Origin of the sequence: Donghicola sp. XS_ASV15 (assembly GCF_041224595.1) — a bacterium.
Lineage (GTDB): Bacteria > Pseudomonadota > Alphaproteobacteria > Rhodobacterales > Rhodobacteraceae > Donghicola.
This window is the reverse complement of sequence record NZ_JBGFGN010000129.1, coordinates 32,072-54,856: the sequence shown is the minus strand read 5'-3', so window position 1 is coordinate 54,856 and position 22,785 is coordinate 32,072. Positions and strand designations below refer to the sequence as shown.

The 22,785-nt window shown below is 57.4% G+C and carries 22 protein-coding genes; 8 read left to right on the top strand and 14 right to left on the bottom strand.

Annotated elements, in window-relative coordinates; all coding sequences use genetic code 11:
- Positions 1–60 precede the first annotated feature (60 nt).
- Entirely contained in the window at positions 61–393 is a 333-nt protein-coding gene (locus tag AB9K37_RS08590) for an Hpt domain-containing protein (RefSeq protein ID WP_369837218.1), read from the top strand.
- Here AB9K37_RS08590 and ilvA read toward each other — a convergent pair whose 3' ends face one another.
- Both ilvA and AB9K37_RS08580 read right to left on the bottom strand, forming a co-directional pair.
- Entirely contained in the window at positions 394–1,632 is a 1,239-nt protein-coding gene (gene ilvA, locus AB9K37_RS08585; protein WP_369837216.1) for a threonine ammonia-lyase IlvA, read from the bottom strand. It lies immediately after the preceding gene.
- 40 nt (positions 1,633–1,672) lie between these two features.
- Positions 1,673–2,422 carry a hypothetical protein gene (locus tag AB9K37_RS08580; protein ID WP_369837214.1) on the bottom strand — a complete coding sequence of 250 codons (750 nt, stop codon included), beginning with the start codon at positions 2,420–2,422 and terminating at the stop codon, positions 1,673–1,675.
- Between the two features lie 191 nt (positions 2,423–2,613).
- Here AB9K37_RS08580 and AB9K37_RS08575 point away from each other — a divergent pair, with 191 nt between their 5' ends.
- Entirely contained in the window at positions 2,614–3,840 is a 1,227-nt protein-coding gene (locus AB9K37_RS08575) for an argininosuccinate synthase (protein WP_369837212.1), read from the top strand.
- 84 nt (positions 3,841–3,924) lie between these two features.
- A complete protein-coding gene (locus tag AB9K37_RS08570) occupies positions 3,925–4,215 on the top strand; it encodes an SCP2 sterol-binding domain-containing protein (protein ID WP_072708904.1) in 291 nt (96 codons plus the stop codon).
- Between the two features lie 46 nt (positions 4,216–4,261).
- Here AB9K37_RS08570 and AB9K37_RS08565 read toward each other — a convergent pair whose 3' ends face one another.
- The 5 genes from AB9K37_RS08565 to AB9K37_RS08545 form a co-directional block, all read right to left on the bottom strand.
- Positions 4,262–4,606, bottom strand: a complete 345-nt coding sequence (locus tag AB9K37_RS08565) for a hypothetical protein (protein WP_369837650.1) — start codon at positions 4,604–4,606, stop codon at positions 4,262–4,264.
- 171 nt (positions 4,607–4,777) lie between these two features.
- Positions 4,778–5,494, bottom strand: a complete 717-nt coding sequence (locus tag AB9K37_RS08560; protein WP_369837208.1) for an HAD family hydrolase — start codon at positions 5,492–5,494, stop codon at positions 4,778–4,780.
- On the bottom strand, positions 5,491–6,408 hold the full coding sequence (locus tag AB9K37_RS08555; protein ID WP_369837205.1) for a D-amino acid aminotransferase: 918 nt from the start codon (positions 6,406–6,408) through the stop codon (positions 5,491–5,493). Before AB9K37_RS08555 ends, AB9K37_RS08560 begins: the two co-directional genes overlap by 4 nt.
- A 97-nt stretch (positions 6,409–6,505) precedes the next feature.
- Positions 6,506–7,387 (bottom strand): ribokinase, encoded by an 882-nt coding sequence (locus AB9K37_RS08550; protein ID WP_369837202.1) that lies wholly within the window; start codon positions 7,385–7,387, stop codon positions 6,506–6,508.
- Positions 7,388–7,469: 82 nt separating this feature from the next.
- Entirely contained in the window at positions 7,470–9,725 is a 2,256-nt protein-coding gene (locus tag AB9K37_RS08545; RefSeq protein ID WP_293708271.1) for an NADP-dependent malic enzyme, read from the bottom strand.
- A 277-nt stretch (positions 9,726–10,002) separates the two neighbouring features.
- On the opposite strand from AB9K37_RS08545, the gene mutS reads away from it, so the two are divergent.
- A complete protein-coding gene (mutS, locus tag AB9K37_RS08540; RefSeq protein ID WP_369837199.1) occupies positions 10,003–12,633 on the top strand; it encodes a DNA mismatch repair protein MutS in 2,631 nt (876 codons plus the stop codon).
- 37 nt (positions 12,634–12,670) lie between these two features.
- On the opposite strand, the gene AB9K37_RS08535 is transcribed toward mutS, so the two are convergent.
- Both AB9K37_RS08535 and hrcA read right to left on the bottom strand, forming a co-directional pair.
- Entirely contained in the window at positions 12,671–13,252 is a 582-nt protein-coding gene (locus tag AB9K37_RS08535; protein ID WP_369837196.1) for a nucleotide exchange factor GrpE, read from the bottom strand.
- A 3-nt stretch (positions 13,253–13,255) separates the two neighbouring features.
- Entirely contained in the window at positions 13,256–14,323 is a 1,068-nt protein-coding gene (gene hrcA / locus AB9K37_RS08530) for a heat-inducible transcriptional repressor HrcA (RefSeq protein WP_072708917.1), read from the bottom strand.
- A gap of 111 nt (positions 14,324–14,434) precedes the next feature.
- Here hrcA and rph point away from each other — a divergent pair, with 111 nt between their 5' ends.
- From rph to AB9K37_RS08510, 4 genes are read left to right on the top strand one after another with little or no spacing between them, the layout of a single operon-like run.
- The gene (gene rph, locus AB9K37_RS08525) at positions 14,435–15,148 is read left to right on the top strand and encodes a ribonuclease PH (RefSeq protein ID WP_369837192.1); all 714 of its coding nucleotides are present in this window, start codon (positions 14,435–14,437) and stop codon (positions 15,146–15,148) included.
- Positions 15,145–15,756, top strand: a complete 612-nt coding sequence (gene rdgB, locus AB9K37_RS08520) for an RdgB/HAM1 family non-canonical purine NTP pyrophosphatase (RefSeq protein ID WP_369837189.1) — start codon at positions 15,145–15,147, stop codon at positions 15,754–15,756. The genes rph and rdgB overlap by 4 nt, the downstream gene beginning before the upstream one ends.
- Positions 15,749–16,906 carry a radical SAM family heme chaperone HemW gene (gene hemW / locus AB9K37_RS08515; RefSeq protein WP_369837186.1) on the top strand — a complete coding sequence of 386 codons (1,158 nt, stop codon included), beginning with the start codon at positions 15,749–15,751 and terminating at the stop codon, positions 16,904–16,906. Before rdgB ends, hemW begins: the two co-directional genes overlap by 8 nt.
- Positions 16,907–16,910: 4 nt before the next feature.
- Positions 16,911–17,264, top strand: coding sequence for a YbaN family protein (locus AB9K37_RS08510; RefSeq protein WP_369837184.1), 354 nt, complete (start codon positions 16,911–16,913; stop codon positions 17,262–17,264).
- A 3-nt stretch (positions 17,265–17,267) separates the two neighbouring features.
- Here AB9K37_RS08510 and AB9K37_RS08505 read toward each other — a convergent pair whose 3' ends face one another.
- Genes AB9K37_RS08505 through mnmE form a run of 5 tightly spaced genes read right to left on the bottom strand, consistent with a single transcriptional unit; the run spans position 17,268 to position 22,780 of the window.
- The gene (locus tag AB9K37_RS08505; RefSeq protein WP_369837182.1) at positions 17,268–18,176 is read right to left on the bottom strand and encodes a ParB/RepB/Spo0J family partition protein; all 909 of its coding nucleotides are present in this window, start codon (positions 18,174–18,176) and stop codon (positions 17,268–17,270) included.
- Positions 18,177–18,197: 21 nt separating this feature from the next.
- A complete protein-coding gene (locus AB9K37_RS08500) occupies positions 18,198–19,007 on the bottom strand; it encodes a ParA family protein (RefSeq protein WP_369837179.1) in 810 nt (269 codons plus the stop codon).
- Positions 19,000–19,614 (bottom strand): 16S rRNA (guanine(527)-N(7))-methyltransferase RsmG, encoded by a 615-nt coding sequence (gene rsmG / locus AB9K37_RS08495; RefSeq protein ID WP_369837177.1) that lies wholly within the window; start codon positions 19,612–19,614, stop codon positions 19,000–19,002. The genes AB9K37_RS08500 and rsmG overlap by 8 nt, the downstream gene beginning before the upstream one ends.
- Positions 19,611–21,491 carry a tRNA uridine-5-carboxymethylaminomethyl(34) synthesis enzyme MnmG gene (gene mnmG / locus AB9K37_RS08490; protein ID WP_369837175.1) on the bottom strand — a complete coding sequence of 627 codons (1,881 nt, stop codon included), beginning with the start codon at positions 21,489–21,491 and terminating at the stop codon, positions 19,611–19,613. Before mnmG ends, rsmG begins: the two co-directional genes overlap by 4 nt.
- A 2-nt stretch (positions 21,492–21,493) precedes the next feature.
- The gene (gene mnmE / locus AB9K37_RS08485) at positions 21,494–22,780 is read right to left on the bottom strand and encodes a tRNA uridine-5-carboxymethylaminomethyl(34) synthesis GTPase MnmE (RefSeq protein WP_369837173.1); all 1,287 of its coding nucleotides are present in this window, start codon (positions 22,778–22,780) and stop codon (positions 21,494–21,496) included.
- Positions 22,781–22,785 lie beyond the last annotated feature (5 nt).

The window sequence follows — 22,785 nt, the reverse complement described above, 5'->3', positions numbered from 1 at the left end:
ATTTACTTGAAAGTAACGCACATCATGCGATGCTGATTTAGTTGAACAGGGGCAACTATAATGATCGACTGGAATCGGATTAACGAACTTCGGGACGAAATCGGACCCGAGGATTTTGCCGAAGTGGCGGAGATGTTTGTATCCGAGGTCGACTCGTCTATCGACAGCCTGCGGACCTCTGCGAACATGACAACACTGGCCGAGGACCTGCACTTTCTAAAAGGCAGCGCGCTGAATCTCGGGTTTGCCGATCTGTCTACCCTTTGCCAAAATGGGGAGGCTGTCGCACGCTCGGGAAACCCTGAAGATGTTGACCTCACAGAAATCGTAACGGTTTACGAAAAATCTCGCGAAGAATTTCTAAACAGCGCCCTGGTCAAGGGCGCTGCCTGATCAGATCAGGAATTGCGCGAGCAGATCGTCGTTGGTTATGTCTGTGTAAACAAACCCCGCAGCGTCCAACTTGGCAAAGAATCCAGCGAAATTGCGCGCATCATCCGTTTCGATCCCGATCAGGACGGAACCAAAGTTGCGCGCTGACTTCTTCAGATACTCGAAACGCGCGATGTCATCCTTGGGGCCCAAGAGGTTCAAGAACTCTTTCAAAGCACCCGGACGCTGGGGGAGTCGCAGGATGAAGTACTTCTTGACGCCAGAATAACGCTGCGCCCGCTCTTTGACCTCTGGCAGACGCTCGAAATCAAAGTTTCCGCCCGAGGCGACACAGACCACAGTTTTCCCGCGAATCTGATCGCGGATGTCCGCTAGAACGTCGATCGCCAAGGCGCCCGCAGGCTCCAGCACGACCCCTTCGACATTCAACATATCGAGGATGGTAACGCAGATCCGATCCTCTGGCGCGGCAAAGACTCTGTTCACCGGCAGATTCTTCAGAATCTCAAAGGGCTTGGCGCCGATCTGGGCTACCGCTGCGCCGTCCACAAAACTGTCCACACGTTTCAGCTTCATCGGGCGGCCCGCTTTGAGCGCTTCGCTCAAGCTCATACCGCCCAGAGGCTCGACCAAGCTGTAATCCGTGCTTTCCCCAAAATAGTTGTACACACCCGAGGACAGGCCGCCCCCGCCCACAGGCAACACGATTTGATCAGGAGCGCGACCCAAGGCTTTCTCGATCTCGACTGCCACACTGGCCTGTCCCTCGATCACGTCGGGATCGTCAAACGGTGACAGGAAATGCGCACCTGCCTCGGTGCAATAAGCCTGCGCTGCGGCCAGAGTATCGTCGAAATAATCCCCGATCAGCCGGATCTCGACCGCATCCCCGCCAAAGGTCCGCGTCTTCATGATTTTCTGCTGCGGGGTGGTCACAGGCATATAGATCACGCCTTTGACCCCGAAATGACGGCACATGTAGGCCACGCCCTGCGCGTGGTTGCCCGCACTGGCACAGACAAACACGTTGCTGTCGGGATTCGCCGCCAGCACCTTGCGCATGGAATTCAGGGCGCCGCGGATTTTATAGCTGCGGACAGGGCTCAGATCCTCGCGCTTAAGCCAGATATCGGCATCGTAGCGCTTGGACAGGTAATCGTTACGCAGCAAGGGTGTTGCGGGGAACACCTCGCGCATGGCGGCTTCGGCGGCTTGGGCCAGAGTGCGAAAATCGGTCATGCCGATATCTGTGGCTCAACCGCCGATCCCGCGCAAGCCGTCAATCTGCCAGAGGGCGCTCTTGGACAAAGTGACCGTAGAACGTGGTCAGCAGGCTGACTGTCACCAGGGTCAGGAACCAGCTGGCAGCGATCTGCGCCAACAGACCAAGGAACGGGATCAGCGATCCGATAAGAACCACTGGAATTTGGATCGCCAGCATCAGCATGAATTGCAGCAGAACCAGCAGGATGATCGAGCTGAACAGCCCGCGGGTCTGGTGCCATGCTTCGCGAATGGACAGCGACTCGCCAACGGCTACCGCAGGCAGGATGGGGCAGAGACGATAAAACAGTGCGCCGACAAACAGCATGCCCGCTAACCCAAAAAACACGGCAATTGGCGGTGCGAATACTGCAGTGATCGTGACGGACAGGCCTACACACAGTGCCGCTGCAATCACAATTGCCATGATCAGCAGCGATTTGCCAAAGTACTGGCCCACCGCTGGGGCGTTCCACTGGGGCAACCAACCGTTCGGCATTTCTTCGAGCAGGACATAACGATGCCACGCGACGGCGATCCACATGCTGATGATGATGTAAGCTGCAATCAGCACGATCGACAGCAGCATGTTTGTCGGGGACATCCCGAATTCCCCATTGGCCATCGCGTCGCCCATGCCACCTTGGGGCATCTGGCTCGAGATCGACAGATCGAACACGGCGATGATCAGGTAGAGCACGCCAGAGATCTTCAGCGCCTCGCGCCAGTTGCGCGCCACTATCAGCACCGCGTGTCGAAACAACATCCAAGCCGTCATATGCTCACCTTTAACTAGAAGTCTGTGCCTTGAATCGCGTGGATCATCTGGCCGGTCAACAACTTCACGCACGATTTCCGCGCGCAGTAGACCGGAAAACACAGGATTCTAGCGGCTCAACTTGCCCCCGCGCAGAAAACCCGCTATCGGCCCATTGTCCGATTAAAGGGGAATTCTTCATGTCCGCGCCCAAAAAAGTCGTCCTGGCCTATTCCGGTGGCCTTGATACCTCGATCATCCTGAAATGGCTCCAGACCGAATACGGCTGCGAAGTCGTGACCTTTACCGCTGACCTCGGTCAGGGCGAAGAGCTGGAACCTGCTCGCCAGAAAGCCGAGCTTCTGGGGATCAAGCCTGAAAACATCTATATCGAAGATGTCCGCGAAGAGTTCGTTCGTGACTTTGTCTTCCCCATGTTCCGCGCAAATGCGGTCTACGAAGGCCTGTACCTTCTGGGCACCTCGATCGCGCGTCCGCTGATCTCGAAGCGTCTGGTCGAGATTGCAGCCGAGACCGGTGCTGACGCTGTGGCACACGGCGCGACCGGCAAGGGCAACGACCAAGTTCGTTTCGAACTGGCCGCCTACGCGCTGAACCCCGACATCAAGGTGATCGCGCCCTGGCGCGAGTGGGACCTGTCCAGCCGCACCAAGCTGATCGAGTTCGCTGAAAAGCACCAGATCCCGATCGCCAAGGACAAGCGCGGCGAAGCGCCCTTCTCGGTTGACGCGAACCTCTTGCACACCTCGTCCGAGGGCAAGGTTCTGGAAGACCCCGCAGTCGACGCACCCGATTACGTCTATCAGCGCACCGTCCACCCCGAGGACGCCCCCAACGAGCCCGAATTCATCGAAGTAGGCTTCGAAAAAGGCGACGCCGTCAGCATCAACGGCGAGGCCATGAGCCCCGCTACCATCCTGACCAAGCTGAACGAACTGGGTGGCAAGCACGGCATCGGCCGTCTGGACCTGGTCGAGGGTCGGTTTGTTGGCATGAAGTCGCGCGGCATCTACGAGACGCCCGGCGGCACCGTCCTGCTCGAGGCACACCGTGGCATCGAACAGATCACTCTGGATCGCGGCGCAGCCCACCTGAAGGACGAGCTGATGCCCCGTTATGCAGAGCTGATCTACAACGGCTTCTGGTACTCGCCCGAGCGTGAAATGCTGCAAGCGGCCATCGACAAGAGCCAAGAGCATGTCGACGGCACCGTGCGTCTGAAGCTGTACAAAGGTTCTGTGCGTACTGTCGGTCGCTGGTCGGACAACAGCCTCTATTCCGAAGCGCACGTGACCTTTGAAGAGGATGCAGGCGCCTACGATCAGAAGGACGCGGCAGGCTTCATCCAGTTGAATGCGCTGCGTCTGAAATTGCTGGCCGCCCGCAAGCGCCGCAACAAATCGTAAGTGCAGGACGCACCGTCAGTCTTGATTTGGCTCGCTTCGGCGGGCCATTTCTTTTTCTGAACTCATCAGTTTAGAGGTTTCCTAATGAGCACCACGCTCCAAGACATTGCGGACCGCGTCGCGCCCGTTCTGGCCACCAGTACAAATGAAAAAAGCCTGAAGATCGACTGCGGTGCGGACGGCATTATGGTGCTGGACCGCCAAGAGGTCGCGATGGAGGACCGCCCCGCGGAATGCACCATCAAAATCTCGCTCGAAAACCTGAAAAAGCTGCTCAAGGGCCAACTGAACCCGATGACTGGCGTGATGATGGGTAAAATGAAAGTCAGCGGCAATCCGTCCGCCGCAATGGAACTGGCCAAGTTCCTGAAATGAAAAAGGGCCCGCCTAAGCGGGCCCAATTCGTCTCATCGAGTTGTGGTTATTGCGCGGTGATAACCTTCATAACCAGTTTGTCGTCGATCTTGATCGGGCCATCTTCTTTGGCACCAAGGGTGTATTCAAACACACCGGTCGACATGCCACCGTCTTCGCCATGGACCATCAGCATCAGCATATCGCCAGTCGCGACATCTTCTTGCAGGATCGCTGCAACGTCGGTGTTCTCACCTTCGCGCAGGGGGGCGTAGCCGACGACGGGACCCGGCTTCATTTCCGAGTCAGTGCGGTGAACAACCATCCAGCCGTTCGCAGGCGCAATCACGCTAGAAGCGGAGACGACGCCGTTCTCAACGCTCTGATCTGCTGCGTCCACCATAGGAGCCATCCCATGGCCCGCGGCAAAAGCGGTGGTTGCGGTGATCGATACTGCGGCAGCGTAAACAAAAGTCTTCAAAGGAATGAACCTCCCAAATGGAGAAAGCAAGTTTTGCCTTCTTTCAATTAGGACAACGTTCTGTCCCCCCAAAAAGGATCCAAATGAAGCGATCACAGCACATCACGTAATTGCGAGTAACCTCTCGCGCATCGCCAAATAGTGGGGCATCGCCCCGTCCACGAGGTGCTGCAATTCATCTGGCACCTCCGGCAAGGGACCCTCTTCACCCGCAAACCCAGTAGATTTGTGGACCGCCCCGTACCAATGGGCCGCCCATACGCCGTCGTCTGGATGCGGCCCTGCTGGCCACGACAGCATTTCAGGATCAAACGGCAAATGAATCGCGTCACAAAGCGCATGTAGTGCAGTCTCGGGGTCACGCCGAATATCCGCGCTGTCCACAACAATTGCAGGCATACCTTTTTCCGTGAGCTGCGTGCACAACTCGTGCTGCTGCACGAAGCCGATGCTATCGAGCGTCACGTTGTCATACTTCGCGGAAAAGCTCGCAACGACCCGCGCAGGATGGCGGATCAGAAACACGTTGGTGCACTCTTCGATGAAATTTCTGGGAATGCCGTCTATCATGTGCTGCGACATATGCTTGTGGTAAACGTGCGGTTTCGCCGTCGGGGCCAAAAGGCCAGAAATGACCTGATCGGGATCGGTGGGCTGGCTGGCAATGATCTGGTCCCCCATCGGATGGATCAGACCCGTTTTGGCCAAATACGCGGCATAGAACGGTTCATCCACAGCGGTAAAATCCTCTCTGTGGCCAAAAGCGTACATCATCGCGGTGGACAAATTGCGGGGGCCGGACCAGACAGCGAGCCTCATTCGCCTGCCTCCTTGGCGACCAAAGCTTTGTAGAGATCTCGGATACTCTGGGTCATCGGCCCCATCTCGCCAGTACCGATCTGCCGTCCGTCAATGGACCCGACGGGCGTCTGAGCCCCGAACGTGCCGGTTAGGAACGCCTCGTCCGCGCCATAGGTCTCCACCAGACTGTAATTGCGTTCAAACACGGGGATGCCCGCCTCTTGGCAAACCTGAATCACCTTGGCCCGTGTGATGCCGTTCATGCAGTAGTCACCTGTGCTGGTCCAAACCTCGCCCTTGCGGACGATGAAGAAGTTGCAGGCGTTCGTGGTGTTAACAAACCCATGGACGTCCAGCATCAGCGCCTCGTCCGCGCCTGCCTTTTCCGCCGCGATACAGGCGAGGATGCAGTTCAGTTTGGAATGGCTGTTGAGTTTCGGGTCTTGGGTCATCGGCAACCCGCGCTGATGCGGCACGGTTGCAAGCCGGATGGGACGCGGAATTTTGGGCTGCGAATGCTCCATGATGATCACCACAGTCGGCCCCTGCCGGGACAGCGATGGGTGCTGAAACGGGCGCGTCTTGATCCCCCGTGTCACCATTAGGCGGGCGTGGGCATCGGTGTGCATGTTGTTTGCGGCGCGCGTTTCTTCCAGAGCTGCGAAAACCTCGGCCCGCGTCATTCCGATATCGAGATCAATGGCGAGCGACGCCTCGAACAGGCGGTTCAAATGATCATCCACAAAGGCCCACTTGCCATTGTACAGGCGCAACCCCTCCCAGATGCCATCCCCCAGCATAAAGCCGCTGTCGTAGACACTGATCAGCGCCTCGGCCTTGGGCTTTAGGGCACCATTCACGTAGATCAGGATCTCTTCGTTGCGGGGGTCGTCCTGCGATTGGTGGGTCGAGACGTGGTCTGTGTCGGTCATTCTGCGCGCCTTTTCCATATCGGTTTGGCCGCAGACTGATCTTGCCTCCTGACGAAGGCAAGTGGCTGTACATGATGAATAGACCGAAACGATCTGATCAGCGTTGGCTGGACCCGAATGAGGCATCCTGAACCTCTTTGAGATCAGGGATAACGTCCGCTGTACCCAATCGCTGGACCATCAATGACGCTGCGCGCTGCGCCAAATCGATTGCCTGCGGAATGGTCATTCCGCGGTCCAAACTAGCCATAACATAACCGGTAAAGGTGTCGCCCGCGCCCGTGGTATCAATGACTTCGGCGGGGTAGCTCGGGAATTCAGTAACCTCGTCGCCATGATGCCATGCGCAGCCTTTGCCGCCCTTGGTCACGATGATATCAGCGATCAGCAGATCAGAGAGCGTCGTGTTCATTTCGCCCTCTAACTGCTGCGCCTCAATCTCGTTCAGGAACAGCAGATCAGCAAGAGGCGCGACCTGTGCGGCATCTTTGGCCACAAAAGGCGCAGCGGCATATGCGACCTTCATCCCCACTTGCTTGGCCATATCAGTCGCTTCTTGCAGGCCGTTGGTTTCGTTCTGCATAAGCAGCCAATCTTGCGGCCCGCCTTCGCAGATCGCGGCAGCAATCATTTGTTCGGTGAATTCAACGTTTGCGCCGGGCAAGATGAGGATGCTGTTCTCGCCCTCTGGATCGACAGAGATGATCGCGTGGCCAGTCGGCTCGTCCAGCACCGAGATATGGCGCGTGTCGACCCCATACTCCAGCAAGCGGTCGCGCGCCCACGCGCCGTCCTCGCCAATAGCTCCGATGTGAAACACGCGCCCCGCCGCACGGGCGCAGGCCACGGACATATTCGCACCTTTGCCGCCCAAACCGCGGGTCACAGAGCTGGCCGCAAGCGTTTCGCCAGGTTGGGGCAGATGCGGGACTTGGTAAGTGTAGTCCGCGTTGATCGATCCAAGATTGAAAACGGTCATATGCGCCCCCTGAAGCGATGATCTGAAACGCATAAAACGCCCGCGGGGGGCGTTTTACAATGGTTTGCGCTATGTTTCTAACTTAGCCGACTTTGCAGGCCGCCAGAAGCGCCATGTTCAGAATGTCAGTCTCTGTCATGTTGGTCGAGCAGATTTGGATCGACTGATCCACGCCGGTCAGGATCGGTCCGATCACAGTCGCGCCACCCATTTCCTGCATCAACTTGACCGAGATGCTGGCCGAGTGACGGGCAGGCACGACCAGAATGTTCGCGGGCCCCGACAGACGGCTAAAGGGATAGGCCTCTGCTGATTTCGGGTTCAAGGCCACATCCACGGTCATCTCACCTTCGAATTCGAAGTCCACGCCGCGCTCTTCAAGCACTTTGGGCGCCAACGCCATCTTTTCTGCGCGCTCCGAGCGTGGATAGCCAAAGGTCGAGAAACTGACGAACGCCACACGGGGTTCAAGGCCCAAGTGACGTGCCACGCCAGCACCGCGCTCTGCAATGTCAGCCAGATCGCTGGCTTCGGGCCATTCGTGGACCAGCGTGTCACCGATCAGTACGATTTTACCATTGCGCAGCAGCGCAGTGATACCAGCCGCACCATGTTTCGCATCTGCATCGAACACGTGGTTGATCAGCTCAAGCACGTGGGCCGATTTGCGGGTCGCACCGGTGACCAGACCGTCGCCGTGACCGTGCGCCAGCATCAGGGCCGAGAACACATGGCGATCACGTGCCGCGAGGCGGTGGATGTCGTGACGGTCGTAACCTTTGCGCTTCAGACGCTCATACAGGAACTCTTTGTAGGTCTCGAGGTGACGGGTGTTCGCCGCGTTCACGATTTCCAGTTCGCGAACTGCATCGCCCATGCCTGCGGCTTCGAGCTTCTCCTTCACGTCTGCTTCGCGGCCAACGACCAAGGCTTTGCCCAGACCCGAACGCTGGTACTGCACAGCCGCGCGTAGAACTCGGACGTCGTCACCTTCGGCAAAGATCATGCGGGCTTGGGCGGCTTTGGCACGTGCGTGGATGCCGCGCAGAATGCTGGCGGTCGGGTCCATGCGACCCTTGAGCGAAACCTCGTAGGCGTCCATGTCGATAATCGGACGACGCGCCGCGCCGGTGTCCATACCGGCCTTCGCCACTGCGGGCGGAATGCGATAGATCAGACGCGGGTCGAACGGGGTCGGGATGATGTAGTCACGACCAAACGACAGGTTGCGGCCATAGGCCAGCGCCACTTCGTCCGGAACGTCCTCGCGGGCCAGTTCAGCCAAAGCTTCGGCGCAGGCGATCTTCATCTCGTCGTTGATGGCGCGGGCGTTGATGTCCAATGCGCCGCGGAACAGATAGGGGAAGCCCAGAACGTTGTTCACCTGGTTCGGATAGTCACTGCGACCAGTGGCGACAATCGCGTCAACGCGAACTTCGTGCGCCTCTTCCGGAGTGATCTCGGGATCGGGGTTCGCCATGGCAAAGATCACGGGGTTGTCCGCCATCGACGCCACCATGTCAGGGGTCACAGCGCCCTTGACCGATACGCCAAGGAACACGTCCGCGCCGTTCATCGCCTCTTCCAGAGTGCGAAGGTCAGTTTTCACCGCGTGGGCGGACTTCCATTGGTTCATACCCTCGGTGCGGCCCTGATAGATCACGCCCTTGGTATCACAGACGATGCAGTTCTCGTGACGCGCGCCCATGGATTTCAGCAGCTCGATACAGGCGATGCCAGCCGCACCCGCGCCGTTCAGAACGATCTTCACATCCTCGATCTTCTTGCCGCTGATGTGCAGGGCGTTGATCAGGCCGGCGGCACAGATCACGGCGGTGCCGTGCTGGTCGTCGTGGAAGACGGGGATGTCCATCTCTTCTTTCAAGCGCTGCTCGATGATGAAGCATTCGGGCGCCTTGATATCCTCGAGGTTGATGCCGCCAAAGGTCGGGCCCATCAACTTCACGGCGTTGATGATGGCATCGGGATCTTCGGTATCCAGTTCGATGTCGATCGAGTTCACGTCGGCAAAGCGTTTAAACAGAACCGACTTGCCTTCCATCACGGGCTTGGACGCCAGTGCGCCAAGGTTGCCTAGACCCAGAACCGCGGTCCCGTTCGAGATCACCGCGACTAGGTTGCCCTTGGTGGTATAGTCATACGCGACCTCGGGGTTCGCAGCGATTTCCTCGCAGGGAACGGCCACACCGGGCGAATAGGCCAGCGATAGATCGCGCTGTGTGGTCATGGGAACGGTCGCAGTCACCTCGAACTTGCCGGGGGTGGGGTTCAGGTGAAAGGCCAGAGCCTCTTCGCGGGTGACTTTATTCTTCGACATTCTCAATTCCCTCAGTGGAGCGCGTAGGTCCCTAACCCCTTGTTTCGGCTGTCTCAACAGTCGGCCACAATGGTTGCGCTAACAAACGCGTATTCCCTTCATTCGATTTGCGATTTCGCAGTTTATCTCGAGATGTTCAACACATAATTATCAGAAATGATCTATTTTTGTAATTAAGTTACCCTGCGGGTGTATCTAATGTTTTGCCTTTTGGCGCTGGCCCTGACAGGGTATCCCCTCTGGAAACGGGACCAGAGTTAACACGACCAGAGGCAGCATGGCAGCAACCGGCGTTACGCCGATGATGGCGCAGTATTTGGAAATCAAAGAGGCTCATCCGGGGTCTCTGCTGTTCTATCGCATGGGCGATTTTTACGAGCTATTCTTTGACGACGCCGTCGCCGCGGCAGAGGCGCTGGACATCGCGCTGACCAAACGCGGCAAGCACGATGGCAATGACATCCCCATGTGTGGCGTGCCTGTCCATGCGGCCGAAGGGTATTTGCTGACCCTAATCCGAAAGGGCTTCCGCGTCGCGGTCTGCGAGCAAATGGAAGACCCTGCCGAAGCCAAGAAGCGCGGATCGAAGTCTGTCGTGAAACGCGGCGTTGTGCGTCTGGTGACTCCTGGCACATTGACCGAGGACTCGCTCCTAGAGGCGCGCCGCCACAACTATCTGGCGGCCCTGACCGAGGTACGCGGCGAAGTCGCTTTGGCTTACTCCGATATCTCGACCGGAGAGCTGCGCGTGGTGTCCCTGCCCGAGGTTCGCATTGGGCCGGAACTGGCGCGTCTGCTGCCACGCGAGGTTCTGCTTTGTGATAACAAAGAAGAAGACTGGGCCGAACTGATCGAGGATAACGGCGCCGCGCTGACGCCCTTGGGCCGCGCCGCGTTTGACAGCACTGCCGCCGAGGGGCGCCTATGCAAGCTCTATAAGGTCGACACGCTCGATGCCTTTGGCACCTTTACTCGTGCCGAATTGTCCGCATTGGGAGCGATCGTCGAGTATCTGGACATCACGCAGAAAGGCACCCTGCCCCTGTTGCGCGCGCCCGTGCGCGAGGCCCAGGACCGTGTGGTGCAGATCGATGCCTCGACCCGCCGCAATCTGGAACTGACCCGCAGCCTATCAGGTGGCCGTCAGGGATCGCTGCTGTCTGTCGTGGACCGCACGGTGACCGCCGGTGGCGGCCGCCTGCTGGAGCGTCGCCTGTCGGCCCCGTCCCGCGTACTGGATGAAGTGCAGCGCCGCCAAGAAGCCGTTGCCTATGCCGTCGATCATACGACCACGGCAAATCAATGGCGCGAGAGCCTGCGCCGCGTGCCCGATCTGGACCGCGCGCTGTCCCGCTTGTCGCTGGATCGCGCGGGTCCCCGCGACCTGACCGCTGTTCGGAACACCATCACCCAGTCTCTGGATCTGGCAGAGACCTTGTCGCAGTTGGACCTGCCCCCGCTGCTGTCCCAATTGACGGTAGACATGGCCCAGCAAGAAGAGCTGCTGGATCTGCTAGATCAGGCACTGATCGCGGAGCCACCTCTGTTGGCACGGGACGGTGGTTTCATCGCAGCCGGGTTTCATGCCGAACTCGACGAAGCCCGTACCCTGCGCGACGAAGGCCGCGGAGTCGTCGCGGGCCTGCAAGCCCAGTATGCCGAAGAGACCGGCATCTCGAGCCTGAAGGTCAAACACAACAACGTCCTTGGCTACTTCATCGAATGCACCGCGACCCACGGTGAAAAGATGCTGGGGATGGGCGAGCGGTTCATCCACCGTCAGACCACGGCGAACGCCCTGCGCTTTACCACTGTCGAGCTGTCCGATCTGGAAACACGCATCCTGAATGCTGGTGGCCGCGCGCTAGAGATCGAGAAGCGCCTGTTCGAGGACCTGCGCCAAGCCATTCTGGAGCAAGCCGCCCCGCTGGGGTCGATGGCCCGTGCCTTAGCCGAGTTGGACCTAACGACTGCTCTGGCCGATCTGGCCCGCAGCGAAGATTGGTGCCGTCCTGTGATCGACGACAGCCGGACCTTCCGCATTGATGCAGGCCGGCATCCTGTGGTCGAGGCCGCTTTGAAATCAGACGGTGATCCCTTTGTCGCGAATGACTGCGAGCTGTCCCCACGGGACGGTGCCGCGATCTGGCTGCTGACCGGCCCGAATATGGCGGGTAAGTCGACATTCTTGCGGCAGAACGCGCTGATTGCTTTGCTGGCGCAGATGGGCGGGTTCGTTCCTGCGCAGTCCGCGCATATCGGTCTAGTGAGCCAGATTTTCAGCCGTGTGGGTGCGTCGGACGATCTGGCTCGTGGTCGCTCGACCTTTATGGTCGAGATGGTGGAAACGGCTGCGATCCTGAATCAGGCCGATGACCGGGCACTCGTGATCTTGGACGAGATCGGGCGCGGCACCGCGACCTATGATGGTCTGTCGATTGCTTGGGCCACGATGGAGCACCTGCATGACGTGAACCGCTGCCGTGCCCTGTTCGCAACCCACTATCACGAAATGACCGCCCTGACCGAAAAACTGGACGGCGTGGAAAACGCGACTGTCAGCGTCAAGGAATGGGAAGGCGAAGTTATCTTCCTGCACGAGGTCAAACGCGGCGCAGCGGATCGGTCCTATGGTGTGCAAGTGGCCCGTCTGGCTGGCCTGCCCGCGAGCGTGGTCGAACGGGCACGAGTGGTTCTAGAGGCGCTGGAAGAAGGCGAACGTCAAGGCGGCGGCTCCAAGCAAAAAGCCTTGATCGACGACCTTCCCTTGTTCGCTGCGATCCCACCGGCAGCCAAACCGGCTCCGTCACCTGCTCTCGAGATGCTGGAGAAAATCCATCCCGACGAGTTGACCCCACGCGAAGCGCTGCAGCTCCTCTATGAACTCAAAGAAAAGGCCCGCCAGTAACGGCGGGCCTTTTGGCATTCCAGAGGTGCGCTGAAAATCAGGCGGGGTTCGACGACACACCAACCTGAGCGGCACGCAGAAGACGGTCGTGCAGCATGAAGCCGACGGCGCTGACCTGAATGATCTCGCCCTTCTTGGTGTTCGGCACGGGAGCCTCGAACATCGCTTCGTGGACGTTCGCATCAAACTGCGCGCCAACGGCGGGTTCGATGACGACAAGGCCGTGCTTCGAGAAAGTGTTGTTCAATTCGCGCAGCGTCAGTTCAACGCCTTCGATCAGAACTGCGTTGTCCTCTTTCGAGGTTTCCTCGGCGGCCTTCAGCGCGCGCTGCAGGTTGTCGTAAACCCCCAGCAGATCGCGGGCCAGACGGGTGCTGCCATACTTCTCGGCATCACGGCGGTCCTTGTCGGCGCGCTTGCGGGCGTTCTCAGCCTCGGCCAGTGCGCGGACGTAGCGATCTTTGAAATCGTCGCGTTCCGCTTTCAGGGCGTCAAATGCCTCGCCCTTGGCAGCTTCTTCGTCGATATCGATCAGCTCTTCGTTTTCATCTTCGCCATACAGCTCTTCTTCCAGAGCTTCGACATCATCAAGGAAGTCTTCGTTCTTCGGCTCAGCCATTCCTTACCTCTCAGTCCGGTCAGAGATCATGCGCCCTACCAGCTGCGCTGTGTAGTCCACAAGGGGCACGATCCGACCATAGTTCAAGCGCGTGGGTCCGATGACCCCGACCGCACCAATAATCTTTCGGTCAGCGTTCATATAAGGAGAGACGACCAGAGAGGAACCCGAAAGTGAAAAAAGTCTGTTCTCCGAGCCAATAAAAATGCGCACGCCTTCGCCTTCTTCGGTCAGTTGAAGGAAATCGGCCAAATCACGTTTGCGCTCCAGATCGTCGAACAGCACGCGGATCAGTTCCAGATCGTCTTGACCCGTCTCTTCAAGCAGATTCGCACGGCCACGGACAATCAGCCGTTCGGGTCCATCGCCCTCCTCGCTCCAGACTGCAAGCCCGGATTCGACCATGGCATGGGCCAGAGCGTCGATCTCTTGGCGGCGGGTGCTGATCTGGTCGCGGACATCGCGCCGCAGCTCGGACAGGGTTTTGCCCTCTGCCAGCGCGTTCATGAAATTCGCGGCCTCGCGCATGCTGCTGGGGGTCTGGCCTACAGGCGGCGTGAAGACGCGGTTCTCAACATGCCCGTCTGCGAACACCAGAACGACCAGCGCCCGCTCGGGTGTCAGAGACACGAACTCAATATGTTTGATCGGCGCTTCGTGCTTTGGAGCCAGAACCAGACTCGCGCCTTTGGTCACCCCAGACAACGCCGACCCAATCCGGTCCAGCATCATGCCCACATCGTCACTGTTCCCGCCTAGGGTCGCGCTGATCTTTTCACGGTCCTGATCAGAGGGTGCCGTCACCTCTAGCAAACCATCCACGAACATGCGCAGCCCCATCTGGGTCGGCACGCGGCCCGCGCTGGCATGGGGACTACCGATCAGACCCATGTACTCCAGATCTTGCATCACATTCCGGATCGTCGCAGCGCTGACCTTTTCGTTCATAGTACGCGTTAGGGTCCGGCTACCCACCGGATCGCCGCTTTCCAGATAGCCTTCGACCACACGGCGAAAGACCTCGCGCGAGCGGTCGTTCATCTCTTCGAGAAGTTTTCTGCCTTCGTGCATTTGCATCTCCTTAGGACGCACTAAAATTCGCCTGAAGGAAATCGTCAATCGGGGTTGCCACCCTATCCGACGCGGGCGTATGCCCGACGCAACAATTACAGGGGAATTATTATGCGACCTTCTGGACGTGATCTAAACGAGATGCGCGAAATTTCAATTGAAACCAACGTGACCAAGCACGCCGAAGGCTCTTGCTTGATCAAAGTTGGTGACACGCATGTGATGTGCACCGCAACGTTGGAACCCCGCGTGCCCCCGTTCATCAAAGGCTCGGGTCTGGGTTGGGTCACCGCGGAATATGGCATGCTGCCCCGCTCGACCAGCTCGCGCATGCGCCGCGAAGCGACCACCGGCAAGCAAGGTGGCCGTACTGTAGAAATCCAGCGCCTGATCGGCCGCAGCCTGCGCGCTGGTGTTGACCGCGTCGCCATGGGCGAGCGTCAGATCACCATCGACTGTGACGTGATCCAAGCAGACGGTGGCACCCGCTGCGCGTCAATCACCGGCGGTTGGGTTGCCCTGCGTCTGGCGGTCAACAAACTGATCAAGGCGGGCGACATCAAAACTGATCCGCTGATCTCTCCGGTCGCGGCGGTTAGCTGTGGGATCTATGCGGGTCAGGCAGTCCTAGATCTCGACTACCCCGAAGACTCCGCAGCCGGTGTCGACGGCAACTTCGTCATGCTTGGCAACGGCCAGATGATCGAGACCCAGATGTCGGCGGAAGGCGCAACCTACTCGCGAGAGCAGATGAACCAATTGCTGGATCTGGCGGACAAAGGCATCGCCGAACTGGTCGCAGCCCAAGAGGCCGCCTGCGCATGACCCGAAAATTCGAAGGCGATACGATCCTATTCGCGACCCACAACGCCGGTAAGCTGGAGGAGATGCGGGCCCTACTCGCTCCCTTCAACATCACCGTTGTCGGCGCCAAGGAAAAGGGTCTGCCAGAACCCGAAGAGACCGGCACAACCTTTGTCGAGAATGCTCGCATCAAGGCCCACGCCGCCGCGAAGGCCACCGGCCTACCTGCCCTGTCCGACGACAGTGGCATTGCGGTGGATGCGCTGGACGGTGCGCCCGGTGTCTATACCGCCGACTGGTCCGAGACTCCGAATGGGCGCGACTTTGTCATGGCGATGACCAAGACCTACAACCTACTTGAAGAAAAGAACGCACCAGAGCCTCGCACATGCCGCTTCTGTTGCACGTTGGTTTTAGCGTGGCCCGATGGCGCCGATGACGTCTTTGAAGGTACGATCGAAGGGCAGTTCGTTTGGCCCATGCGCGGTGCCGAAGGTCACGGCTACGACCCGATCTTTATGCCCAACGGCTACGACATCACCCTCGGCGAGATGGACCCCGCCGACAAAAACCGCATCAGCCACCGCGCCGATGCGTTTACCAAGTTCGTGGACGCCTGCTTTGGCTGAGGACTGGCGCAACGGGGGATTTAGCCTCTACATCCACTGGCCGTTCTGTATGGCCAAATGCCCCTACTGTGATTTCAACAGCCACGTCTCTCAGTCCATCGACCAGAAGGCGTGGCTGGATGCCTACCTGAAAGAGCTTGATCGCAACGCAGCCCGCACCCCTGACCGGGTGCTGAAATCAGTGTTCTTTGGTGGCGGCACCCCCAGCTTGATGGACCCTGATGTGGTCGCCGCGATCCTAGAACGGGTCGGCCAACTTTGGACGAGCGCCAACGATCAGGAGATCACTCTCGAAGCAAACCCGACATCAGTCGAAGCTGGCCGTTTTCGTGCCTATGCCGACGCTGGCGTAAACCGTGTCTCAATGGGTCTACAGAGTCTGCGGGACGACGACCTGCGCCGCTTGGGTAGAATGCACACGGTCGCCGAAGGTCAGCGCGCGTTCGAGATTGCCAAGGAGTGTTTCGGGCGTGTCAGCTTTGACTTAATCTATGCGCGCCAAGATCAAACCGTCTTTGCGTGGAAATCCGAACTCCGCGAAGCACTCTCGTTGGCGGCCGACCATCTATCGCTCTATCAGTTGACCATCGAGGCCGGAACAGCCTTCGGCGACCGATATGAAAGAGGCAAGCTGCGAGGCCTGCCCGAAGATGATGACGCCGCCGAGATGTACGAAGTCACCCAAGAGATCTGCGCTGAATTTGGCATGTACGACTACGAAGTTTCGAACTACGCGAAACCAGGCGCCGAGAGCCGCCATAACCAGATCTACTGGAACTACGGCGACTATGTCGGTGTCGGACCTGGTGCGCACGGTCGGCTAACTATAAATGGCCAACGCCATGCCACTGACACGTGGAAGCAGCCTCAGAAATGGTTAGATGCCGTCGCGGCTGGAACCGGTGAGAATTTGGTCGAGCCTGTATCTGCGACTGAACAAGCCAACGAGTACCTGATGATGGGCCTGCGCCTGACAGATGGCATCGATCTGGAGCGATTTAATCAAATTGGAGGCAAACCTCTCAATCCGCGCACATTGCAAGAGCTGGAAGATATGGGGATGATTAAAATCGAAATGCCCTATCTTAAAGCTACGCGTGCGGGTCGGCTGGTCCTGAACGCAGTTATCGCGGAACTCCTACTGGATTAACAACATGCGGCCTATCTGGTTCACACTTGGCATCTTCTGCATGGCACTCGGCCTGATCGGGGTCGTCCTGCCTCTGCTGCCGACGGTTCCGTTTATGCTGCTGGCTGCATTTTGCTTTGCCCGATCATCCGAGCGGATGCATGGCTGGCTGGTGAACCACCGCGTCTTCGGCCCCGCGATCGAAGACTGGAATCGCAGCGGCGCGATTAGCCTCACAGGAAAACGCGCCGCGACCGCCTCTATTGCGGTCGTCTTCTCGATCTCTGTTTTTATGGGACTGCGACCAACGATCTTGGCCATTCAGGCCGTGACACTTGGGGCGGTTCTCATCTTTATCTGGACCCGCCCCAGCTATTAACTTTTATTCCACTGCGCTCAAGCGGCGGCAGATTTCGTCCAGCTGATCTAGGTTGTTGTAGCTGATGACGATCTTGCCCTGCTCGGTTCCTTCTTTGTGCTCGACCGAGACTTTCATCCCGATTGCCGCCGACAGATCCCCTTCCAAAGCTTTGGTATCCGCATCTTTTTCACCCGCAGGCTTGGGCCCAGAACGCGGTTTAGGCGCAGTCTCGCCTTGTGCGGCCTTCTTAACCAGACGTTCGGTGTCACGCACTGACATGCCACGAGAGACGATCTGCTTTGCCAACTCCGACGCGTGGTCACTCGTGATCAGGGCACGCGCGTGACCCGTCGTCAAGCGACCATCCGCCAAATGCTCGATAACGTCTTCAGGCAATTGTAGCAATCGCATCGAGTTTGCGATGTAGCTCCGGCTCTTACCAAGAGCTTCAGCCAAGCGCTCTTGAGTATGACCGAACTTCTCCATCAACTGTTTGTAGCCAGCAGCTTCGTCTACCGGGTTCAGATCAGCACGCTGGATGTTTTCGATAATCGCAACTTCCAGAACTTCGGTATCGTCAAAGTCACGGATCAAAACCGGGAGTTCATGAAGCTGCGCCATCTGAGAGGCACGCCAACGACGTTCACCAGCAACAATCTCGTACTTGAGGCTATCACGCGGGCTCACACGCACGATCAAGGGCTGGATCACGCCCTTCTCTTTGATCGACCGCGACAGATCCTCTAGGTCTTCGCTTTCAAAACGGCGGCGTGGCTGGTCCGGATTTGGTTCGATCTTTTCGATCGGAACCATCATATCCGGACGGCGCGGCACAGCAGTACCTTCTTGGCTTGTCGTGTCGGGCTGAACGTCCGCCATCAATGCAGACAATCCACGTCCCAATCCTCGCTTCATGGGTTTACGATCCATTACTGCCCTCTTCTATTTTTCTTATGCAGCGACCTGAGCCGCCTTCTCTAGCAGCTCTTTCGCCAGTGCGCGATAGGCAACAGCGCCCCGAGAATTCGGATCATAGTGAAGAACCGGCAGAGCAAAAGACGGCGCCTCGCTCAATCGTACGTTCCGAGGAATCTTGGTCTGGAACACAAGATCACCCAGATTTTCGCGCGCGTCCGCCTCGACCTGCTGCGAAAGGTTATTCCGTCCATCAAACATCGTCAGGACGATGCCTTCAATCCGCAGATTTGGGTTCGCTGCCTTGCGAACATCTCTGATCGTCAGCATGAGTTGGCTCAGACCTTCCAGAGCGAAAAATTCACTCTGCAGAGGCACCAGAACAGAATCCGACGCGACCATTGCGTTCACGGTTAACAGGTTGAGCGAAGGCGGGCAGTCGATCAAGATATAGTCGAAGTCAATTTCTGCCATCAGCGCTGTCCGCAGAGAATTTCGGAGCAGGTAACTACGCTGCTCATTCGCCATCAACTCGATATCAGCAGATGACAAATCAGTGGTCGCAGGAACGACAAAGATATTCTCAAACTTCGTCGGGCGGATCACATCTGTCGCAGGAACTTCTTCCAGTAGAAGTTCGTACGCAGTGTAGTCGCGCTCTTCGGCTTGAATACCCAACCCTGTCGAAGCGTTGCCCTGCGGATCAATATCAACGACAAGAACACGTTTTCCCATCGCGGCCAACGCAGCGCTCAGGTTGATCGCGGTTGTGGTCTTACCCACCCCACCTTTCTGGTTGGTAATCGCAATGATCTTGGTACCGCTGGACGTCAGAATGTCAGCCACGTGCAATGCCTCCGATGCTGAGTATGACCGAATTTAACTCTACGACGCTTTTATGGACTTCATGAGTGAAAGACCACGATCTCTGCGCTTCTTCTAGTTCTTGTTGCCAAGTTGCTCCCTTTGGGAACAATGCGAGGCCGCCATCCTTCAAATGTCGCTCGGAAAAACCAAACAATTTGTCGAGCGAAGCAAGCGCCCGAGCTGATGCGATATCAGCACCAATAGGATCGACCTTCTCGATTCTGTCAGAGACGACTTCCGCTTTGACGCCCACCTCTCGAGCGACGGTTCGCAGAAAAGTCGCCTTTCTCTGATCGCTCTCTAGCAAGAATACTCGGCCCACAGGGTTAAATTCGGCTGCCAAGATCGCGATAACCATCCCTGGAAAGCCACCACCGCTGCCCATATCACACCATATCTGCCAGTTTTTTGGCGCGAGTTGATATATCTGGGCAGAGTCCACAAAATGTCGTTCTCTAGCTTCCGAAATCGTAGACTGTGAGACGAGGTTGATCGACTTGTTCCACTTCTTCAGCAGGGCTTCGTACAGATCAAGTCGCTCCAGTGTTTCACGTGAAACATTTATTTTCAGGTTTCCGAGACTCATGAGCCAACCGCAATTCGCTTGGCCCGCCGAAGCTTCGCAAGGATTAACGTCAACGCCGCGGGTGTCATCCCTTCAACTCGACCCGCCTGCCCCAATGTTTCTGGCTTTGCCAAATCCAATTTAAGCTTCAATTCGTTTGAGAGCCCGTCCAAACTGGAAAAATCGAAATCATCTGGAATGGCCTGACCCTCATCACGACGGAGCGCCTCGGCATCCTTTTCCTGGCGCGCAATATACTTGGCATAGAGCCCGTCGCGTTCGAGTTGCCTGCGAATATCAGGCTCGATCTCTTCTAGCGTCGGATCCAGATTGAGAAGCGTCTCAAAGGTAAAGTCAGGAAAGGCCAATAGGTCATAGGCGCTCCGACGAGCACCATCCTGATTTACCTTAATCCCAGCATTATTGATTTCTCTTGGAGTGTAGGTCATCCCTTCGAGTCGCGCCTTTCCAGACTCGAGCTTCTCCATCTTCGACGCGAATAGATTTTCTCTCTCTTCAGAGGCACACCCAAGCTCGATCGCCAGAGGTGTTAATCTTTGGTCTGCGTTATCAGCACGAAGGGAAAGGCGGAATTCAGCGCGAGAGGTAAACATGCGGTAGGGTTCTGTGACACCTCGCGTCGTCAGATCGTCGATCATCACGCCGATGTAGCTATTCGTACGACTAAAGACGACTGGCTCTTTGCCCTGAGCAGACCGCGCCGCATTCAAGCCAGCAACCATCCCTTGAGCCGCAGCCTCTTCGTAACCAGTTGTACCGTTGATTTGACCTGCCAAGAACAATCCCGGATGATCTTTGAGCTCCAATGTCAGACGCAGAGCCCGCGGATCGACATAATCGTACTCGATTGCATAACCTGCTTGGAATATGCTGACGTTCTCCAAACCCTTCATTGAGCGGATATAGGCTTCTTGAACATCTACAGGAAGGGATGTCGAAATTCCGTTCGGGTAGACCGTCGGGTCATCGAGCCCCTCTGGTTCGAGAAAGACCTGATGAGAGGTCTTATCTGCAAACCGCACAATTTTATCTTCGATAGAGGGACAGTAGCGCGGCCCCACACCATCAATGTGTCCGCCATACATCGCTGAGCGGTCCAAGTTTTCCCGAATGATGTCGTGGGTTTCTTCATTCGTATGCGTGATCCCACAAGAAATTTGACGAACAAAGGGCCCTTTGGACGCAAAGGAAAAGAGTGTCGGGTCATCGTCGCCTGGCTGGGACTCCAGTGAATCCCAGTCGATCGTCCGCCCATCAAGGCGCGCGGGCGTTCCTGTTTTTAAACGCCCCAAGGGGAGTGCATAGCTGTGAAGACGCTCCGCCAGCTTGACAGAGGGATGATCGCCCATTCTGCCACCCGGCTTTGAGACATCACCAATATGGATGAGGCCGTTCAAAAACGTTCCGGTAGTTAAAACTACTGCATGTGCCTTTAGCTCGGAGCCGTCCGCTAAACGCACACCACTAATCCTGCCTTCCACTTCGATCAGGTCGGCCGCCTCGCCAGCGATGATGCTCAGGTTAGGCGTATTGCTCAGTATTCCAAACATCGTCTCACGGTAGATCTTGCGATCTGCCTGAGCTCTTGGTCCTTGAACTGCTGGTCCCTTACGTCGGTTCAGCAGCCGAAACTGGATACCAGCTCGGTCCGCGACCTTCGCCATTACGCCGTCCATCGCATCGATTTCGCGAACCAGGTGGCCCTTCCCTAACCCGCCAATAGCTGGATTGCAGGACATGACGCCGATTGTCTCTTTGCGCAGGGTGATTAGGGCCGTTCGCGCACCCATCCGCGCAGCAGCATGAGCAGCATCGGAGCCGGCATGACCGCCGCCTATCACGAGTACGTCGAAGTCAGATTGTTTCACGTGAAACACCCCTATTTCCCTAAACAGAAGCTAGAGAAGATCTCATCAAGGATAACCTCAACGTCGATTCTTCCCAACAACATGTCGAGCGATCTTGCCGCCGTTCTTATTTCTTCAGCGACCAACTCATATCGTTCGGCCCCGTATAACACCTGCTCTTCGGCATTTGCGAGAGCGTCCGAAGCAACAGACAGTGCTTTTCTATGACGCTCTTTACTGGCCAGATTCACCTTCTGCATTCGATCCAAGAGAAAGGAAACGACCGAATCCAGCATTTCGGAGACTCCTAGACCGGAAAGCCCAGATATTGGATTCGGTTGGACATCTCGTAGGTCGCCCTTGGCGGAATACACAAGGTCTGCGTCCCGTGGCTCGAGCGGCAGGTGATCCCCCTCCTGCATCAAGAAAATCCGAAGGTCTGCGTCTTGCGCCCGCTTTATCGCGCGTTGGACACCGATACCTTCAATCTGATCCTCAGTCTCTCGTAGGCCAGCGGTATCCAAGAACGTGACCGGCAGTCCTTTCAAGTCCATTCGTACCTCGATGACGTCGCGGGTGGTTCCCGCTATGTCAGAGGTGATCGCCGCATCTCGCTTGGCAATGTAGTTGAGCAGGGTCGATTTTCCGGCATTGGGCGCTCCAACGATTGCAACCTCAAACCCTAGGTGCAAACGCTCTGCGACCTCAGCTCCCTCAATCTCTTTGCTTAGATCTTGTCTGACGCGAGCAAGTAGGTCTTTGACCTCTGGGGTGACGTCCTCGGGCACTTCTTCGTCAGCGAAATCGATTGTCGCCTCCAAAAGAGCAGCTGCGCGAATGATCTGGGAACGCCAAATCTCGGCCTGCTCTCCCAACCCACCAGAAAAGACACGAACGGCTTGCTGTCGCTGCGCTTCGGTCTCTGCTTCGATCAAATCAGAGAGCCCTTCGACCTGGGCCAAATCAAGCCGCTCGTTCTCAAGCGCGCGGCGCGTGAACTCTCCGGGTTCCGCAAAACGAAGATCATCGTAGGACAGAAGTTCATCCAAAACACGGCGCACAATTGCAGGGCTGCCATGAAGATGCAGCTCGACCACATCCTCGCCCGTAAAGCTGGCGGGACCGGAAAAGCAAATCACCATCGCTTCGTCGATCAGGGCCCCTGCCCTGTCGCGCAGTTTACGTATACCAGTTTTACGCGGCTCCGGCATCTCACCCGCAAGAATAGAGGCCGCGGCAAATGCCTGCGGCCCCGAAATCCGGATGACTGCGACCCCGGCTTTGCCTTGAGCAGTCGCCAGGGCAAAGATCGTGTGCATTACGC

Bases quoted from the DNA above. Each gene is read 5' to 3' on its own strand.
- AB9K37_RS08560 (WP_369837208.1), bottom strand. From the start codon at position 5,494: ATGAGGCTCGCTGTCTGGTCCGGCCCCCGCAATTTGTCCACCGCGATG.
- AB9K37_RS08580 (WP_369837214.1), bottom strand. From the start codon at position 2,422: ATGTTGTTTCGACACGCGGTGCTGATAGTGGCGCGCAACTGGCGCGAG.
- AB9K37_RS08590 (WP_369837218.1), top strand. From the start codon at position 61: ATGATCGACTGGAATCGGATTAACGAACTTCGGGACGAAATCGGACCC.
- mutS (WP_369837199.1), top strand. From the start codon at position 10,003: ATGGCAGCAACCGGCGTTACGCCGATGATGGCGCAGTATTTGGAAATC.
- AB9K37_RS08505 (WP_369837182.1), bottom strand. From the start codon at position 18,176: ATGGATCGTAAACCCATGAAGCGAGGATTGGGACGTGGATTGTCTGCA.
- AB9K37_RS08575 (WP_369837212.1), top strand. From the start codon at position 2,614: ATGTCCGCGCCCAAAAAAGTCGTCCTGGCCTATTCCGGTGGCCTTGAT.
- rsmG (WP_369837177.1), bottom strand. From the start codon at position 19,614: ATGAGTCTCGGAAACCTGAAAATAAATGTTTCACGTGAAACACTGGAG.
- AB9K37_RS08555 (WP_369837205.1), bottom strand. From the start codon at position 6,408: ATGACCGACACAGACCACGTCTCGACCCACCAATCGCAGGACGACCCC.
- AB9K37_RS08570 (WP_072708904.1), top strand. From the start codon at position 3,925: ATGAGCACCACGCTCCAAGACATTGCGGACCGCGTCGCGCCCGTTCTG.
- AB9K37_RS08565 (WP_369837650.1), bottom strand. From the start codon at position 4,606: ATGGCTCCTATGGTGGACGCAGCAGATCAGAGCGTTGAGAACGGCGTC.
- AB9K37_RS08510 (WP_369837184.1), top strand. From the start codon at position 16,911: ATGCGGCCTATCTGGTTCACACTTGGCATCTTCTGCATGGCACTCGGC.
- rdgB (WP_369837189.1), top strand. From the start codon at position 15,145: ATGACCCGAAAATTCGAAGGCGATACGATCCTATTCGCGACCCACAAC.
- AB9K37_RS08535 (WP_369837196.1), bottom strand. From the start codon at position 13,252: ATGGCTGAGCCGAAGAACGAAGACTTCCTTGATGATGTCGAAGCTCTG.
- rph (WP_369837192.1), top strand. From the start codon at position 14,435: ATGCGACCTTCTGGACGTGATCTAAACGAGATGCGCGAAATTTCAATT.
- mnmE (WP_369837173.1), bottom strand. From the start codon at position 22,780: ATGCACACGATCTTTGCCCTGGCGACTGCTCAAGGCAAAGCCGGGGTC.
- hrcA (WP_072708917.1), bottom strand. From the start codon at position 14,323: ATGCACGAAGGCAGAAAACTTCTCGAAGAGATGAACGACCGCTCGCGC.
- ilvA (WP_369837216.1), bottom strand. From the start codon at position 1,632: ATGACCGATTTTCGCACTCTGGCCCAAGCCGCCGAAGCCGCCATGCGC.
- AB9K37_RS08545 (WP_293708271.1), bottom strand. From the start codon at position 9,725: ATGTCGAAGAATAAAGTCACCCGCGAAGAGGCTCTGGCCTTTCACCTG.
- AB9K37_RS08550 (WP_369837202.1), bottom strand. From the start codon at position 7,387: ATGACCGTTTTCAATCTTGGATCGATCAACGCGGACTACACTTACCAA.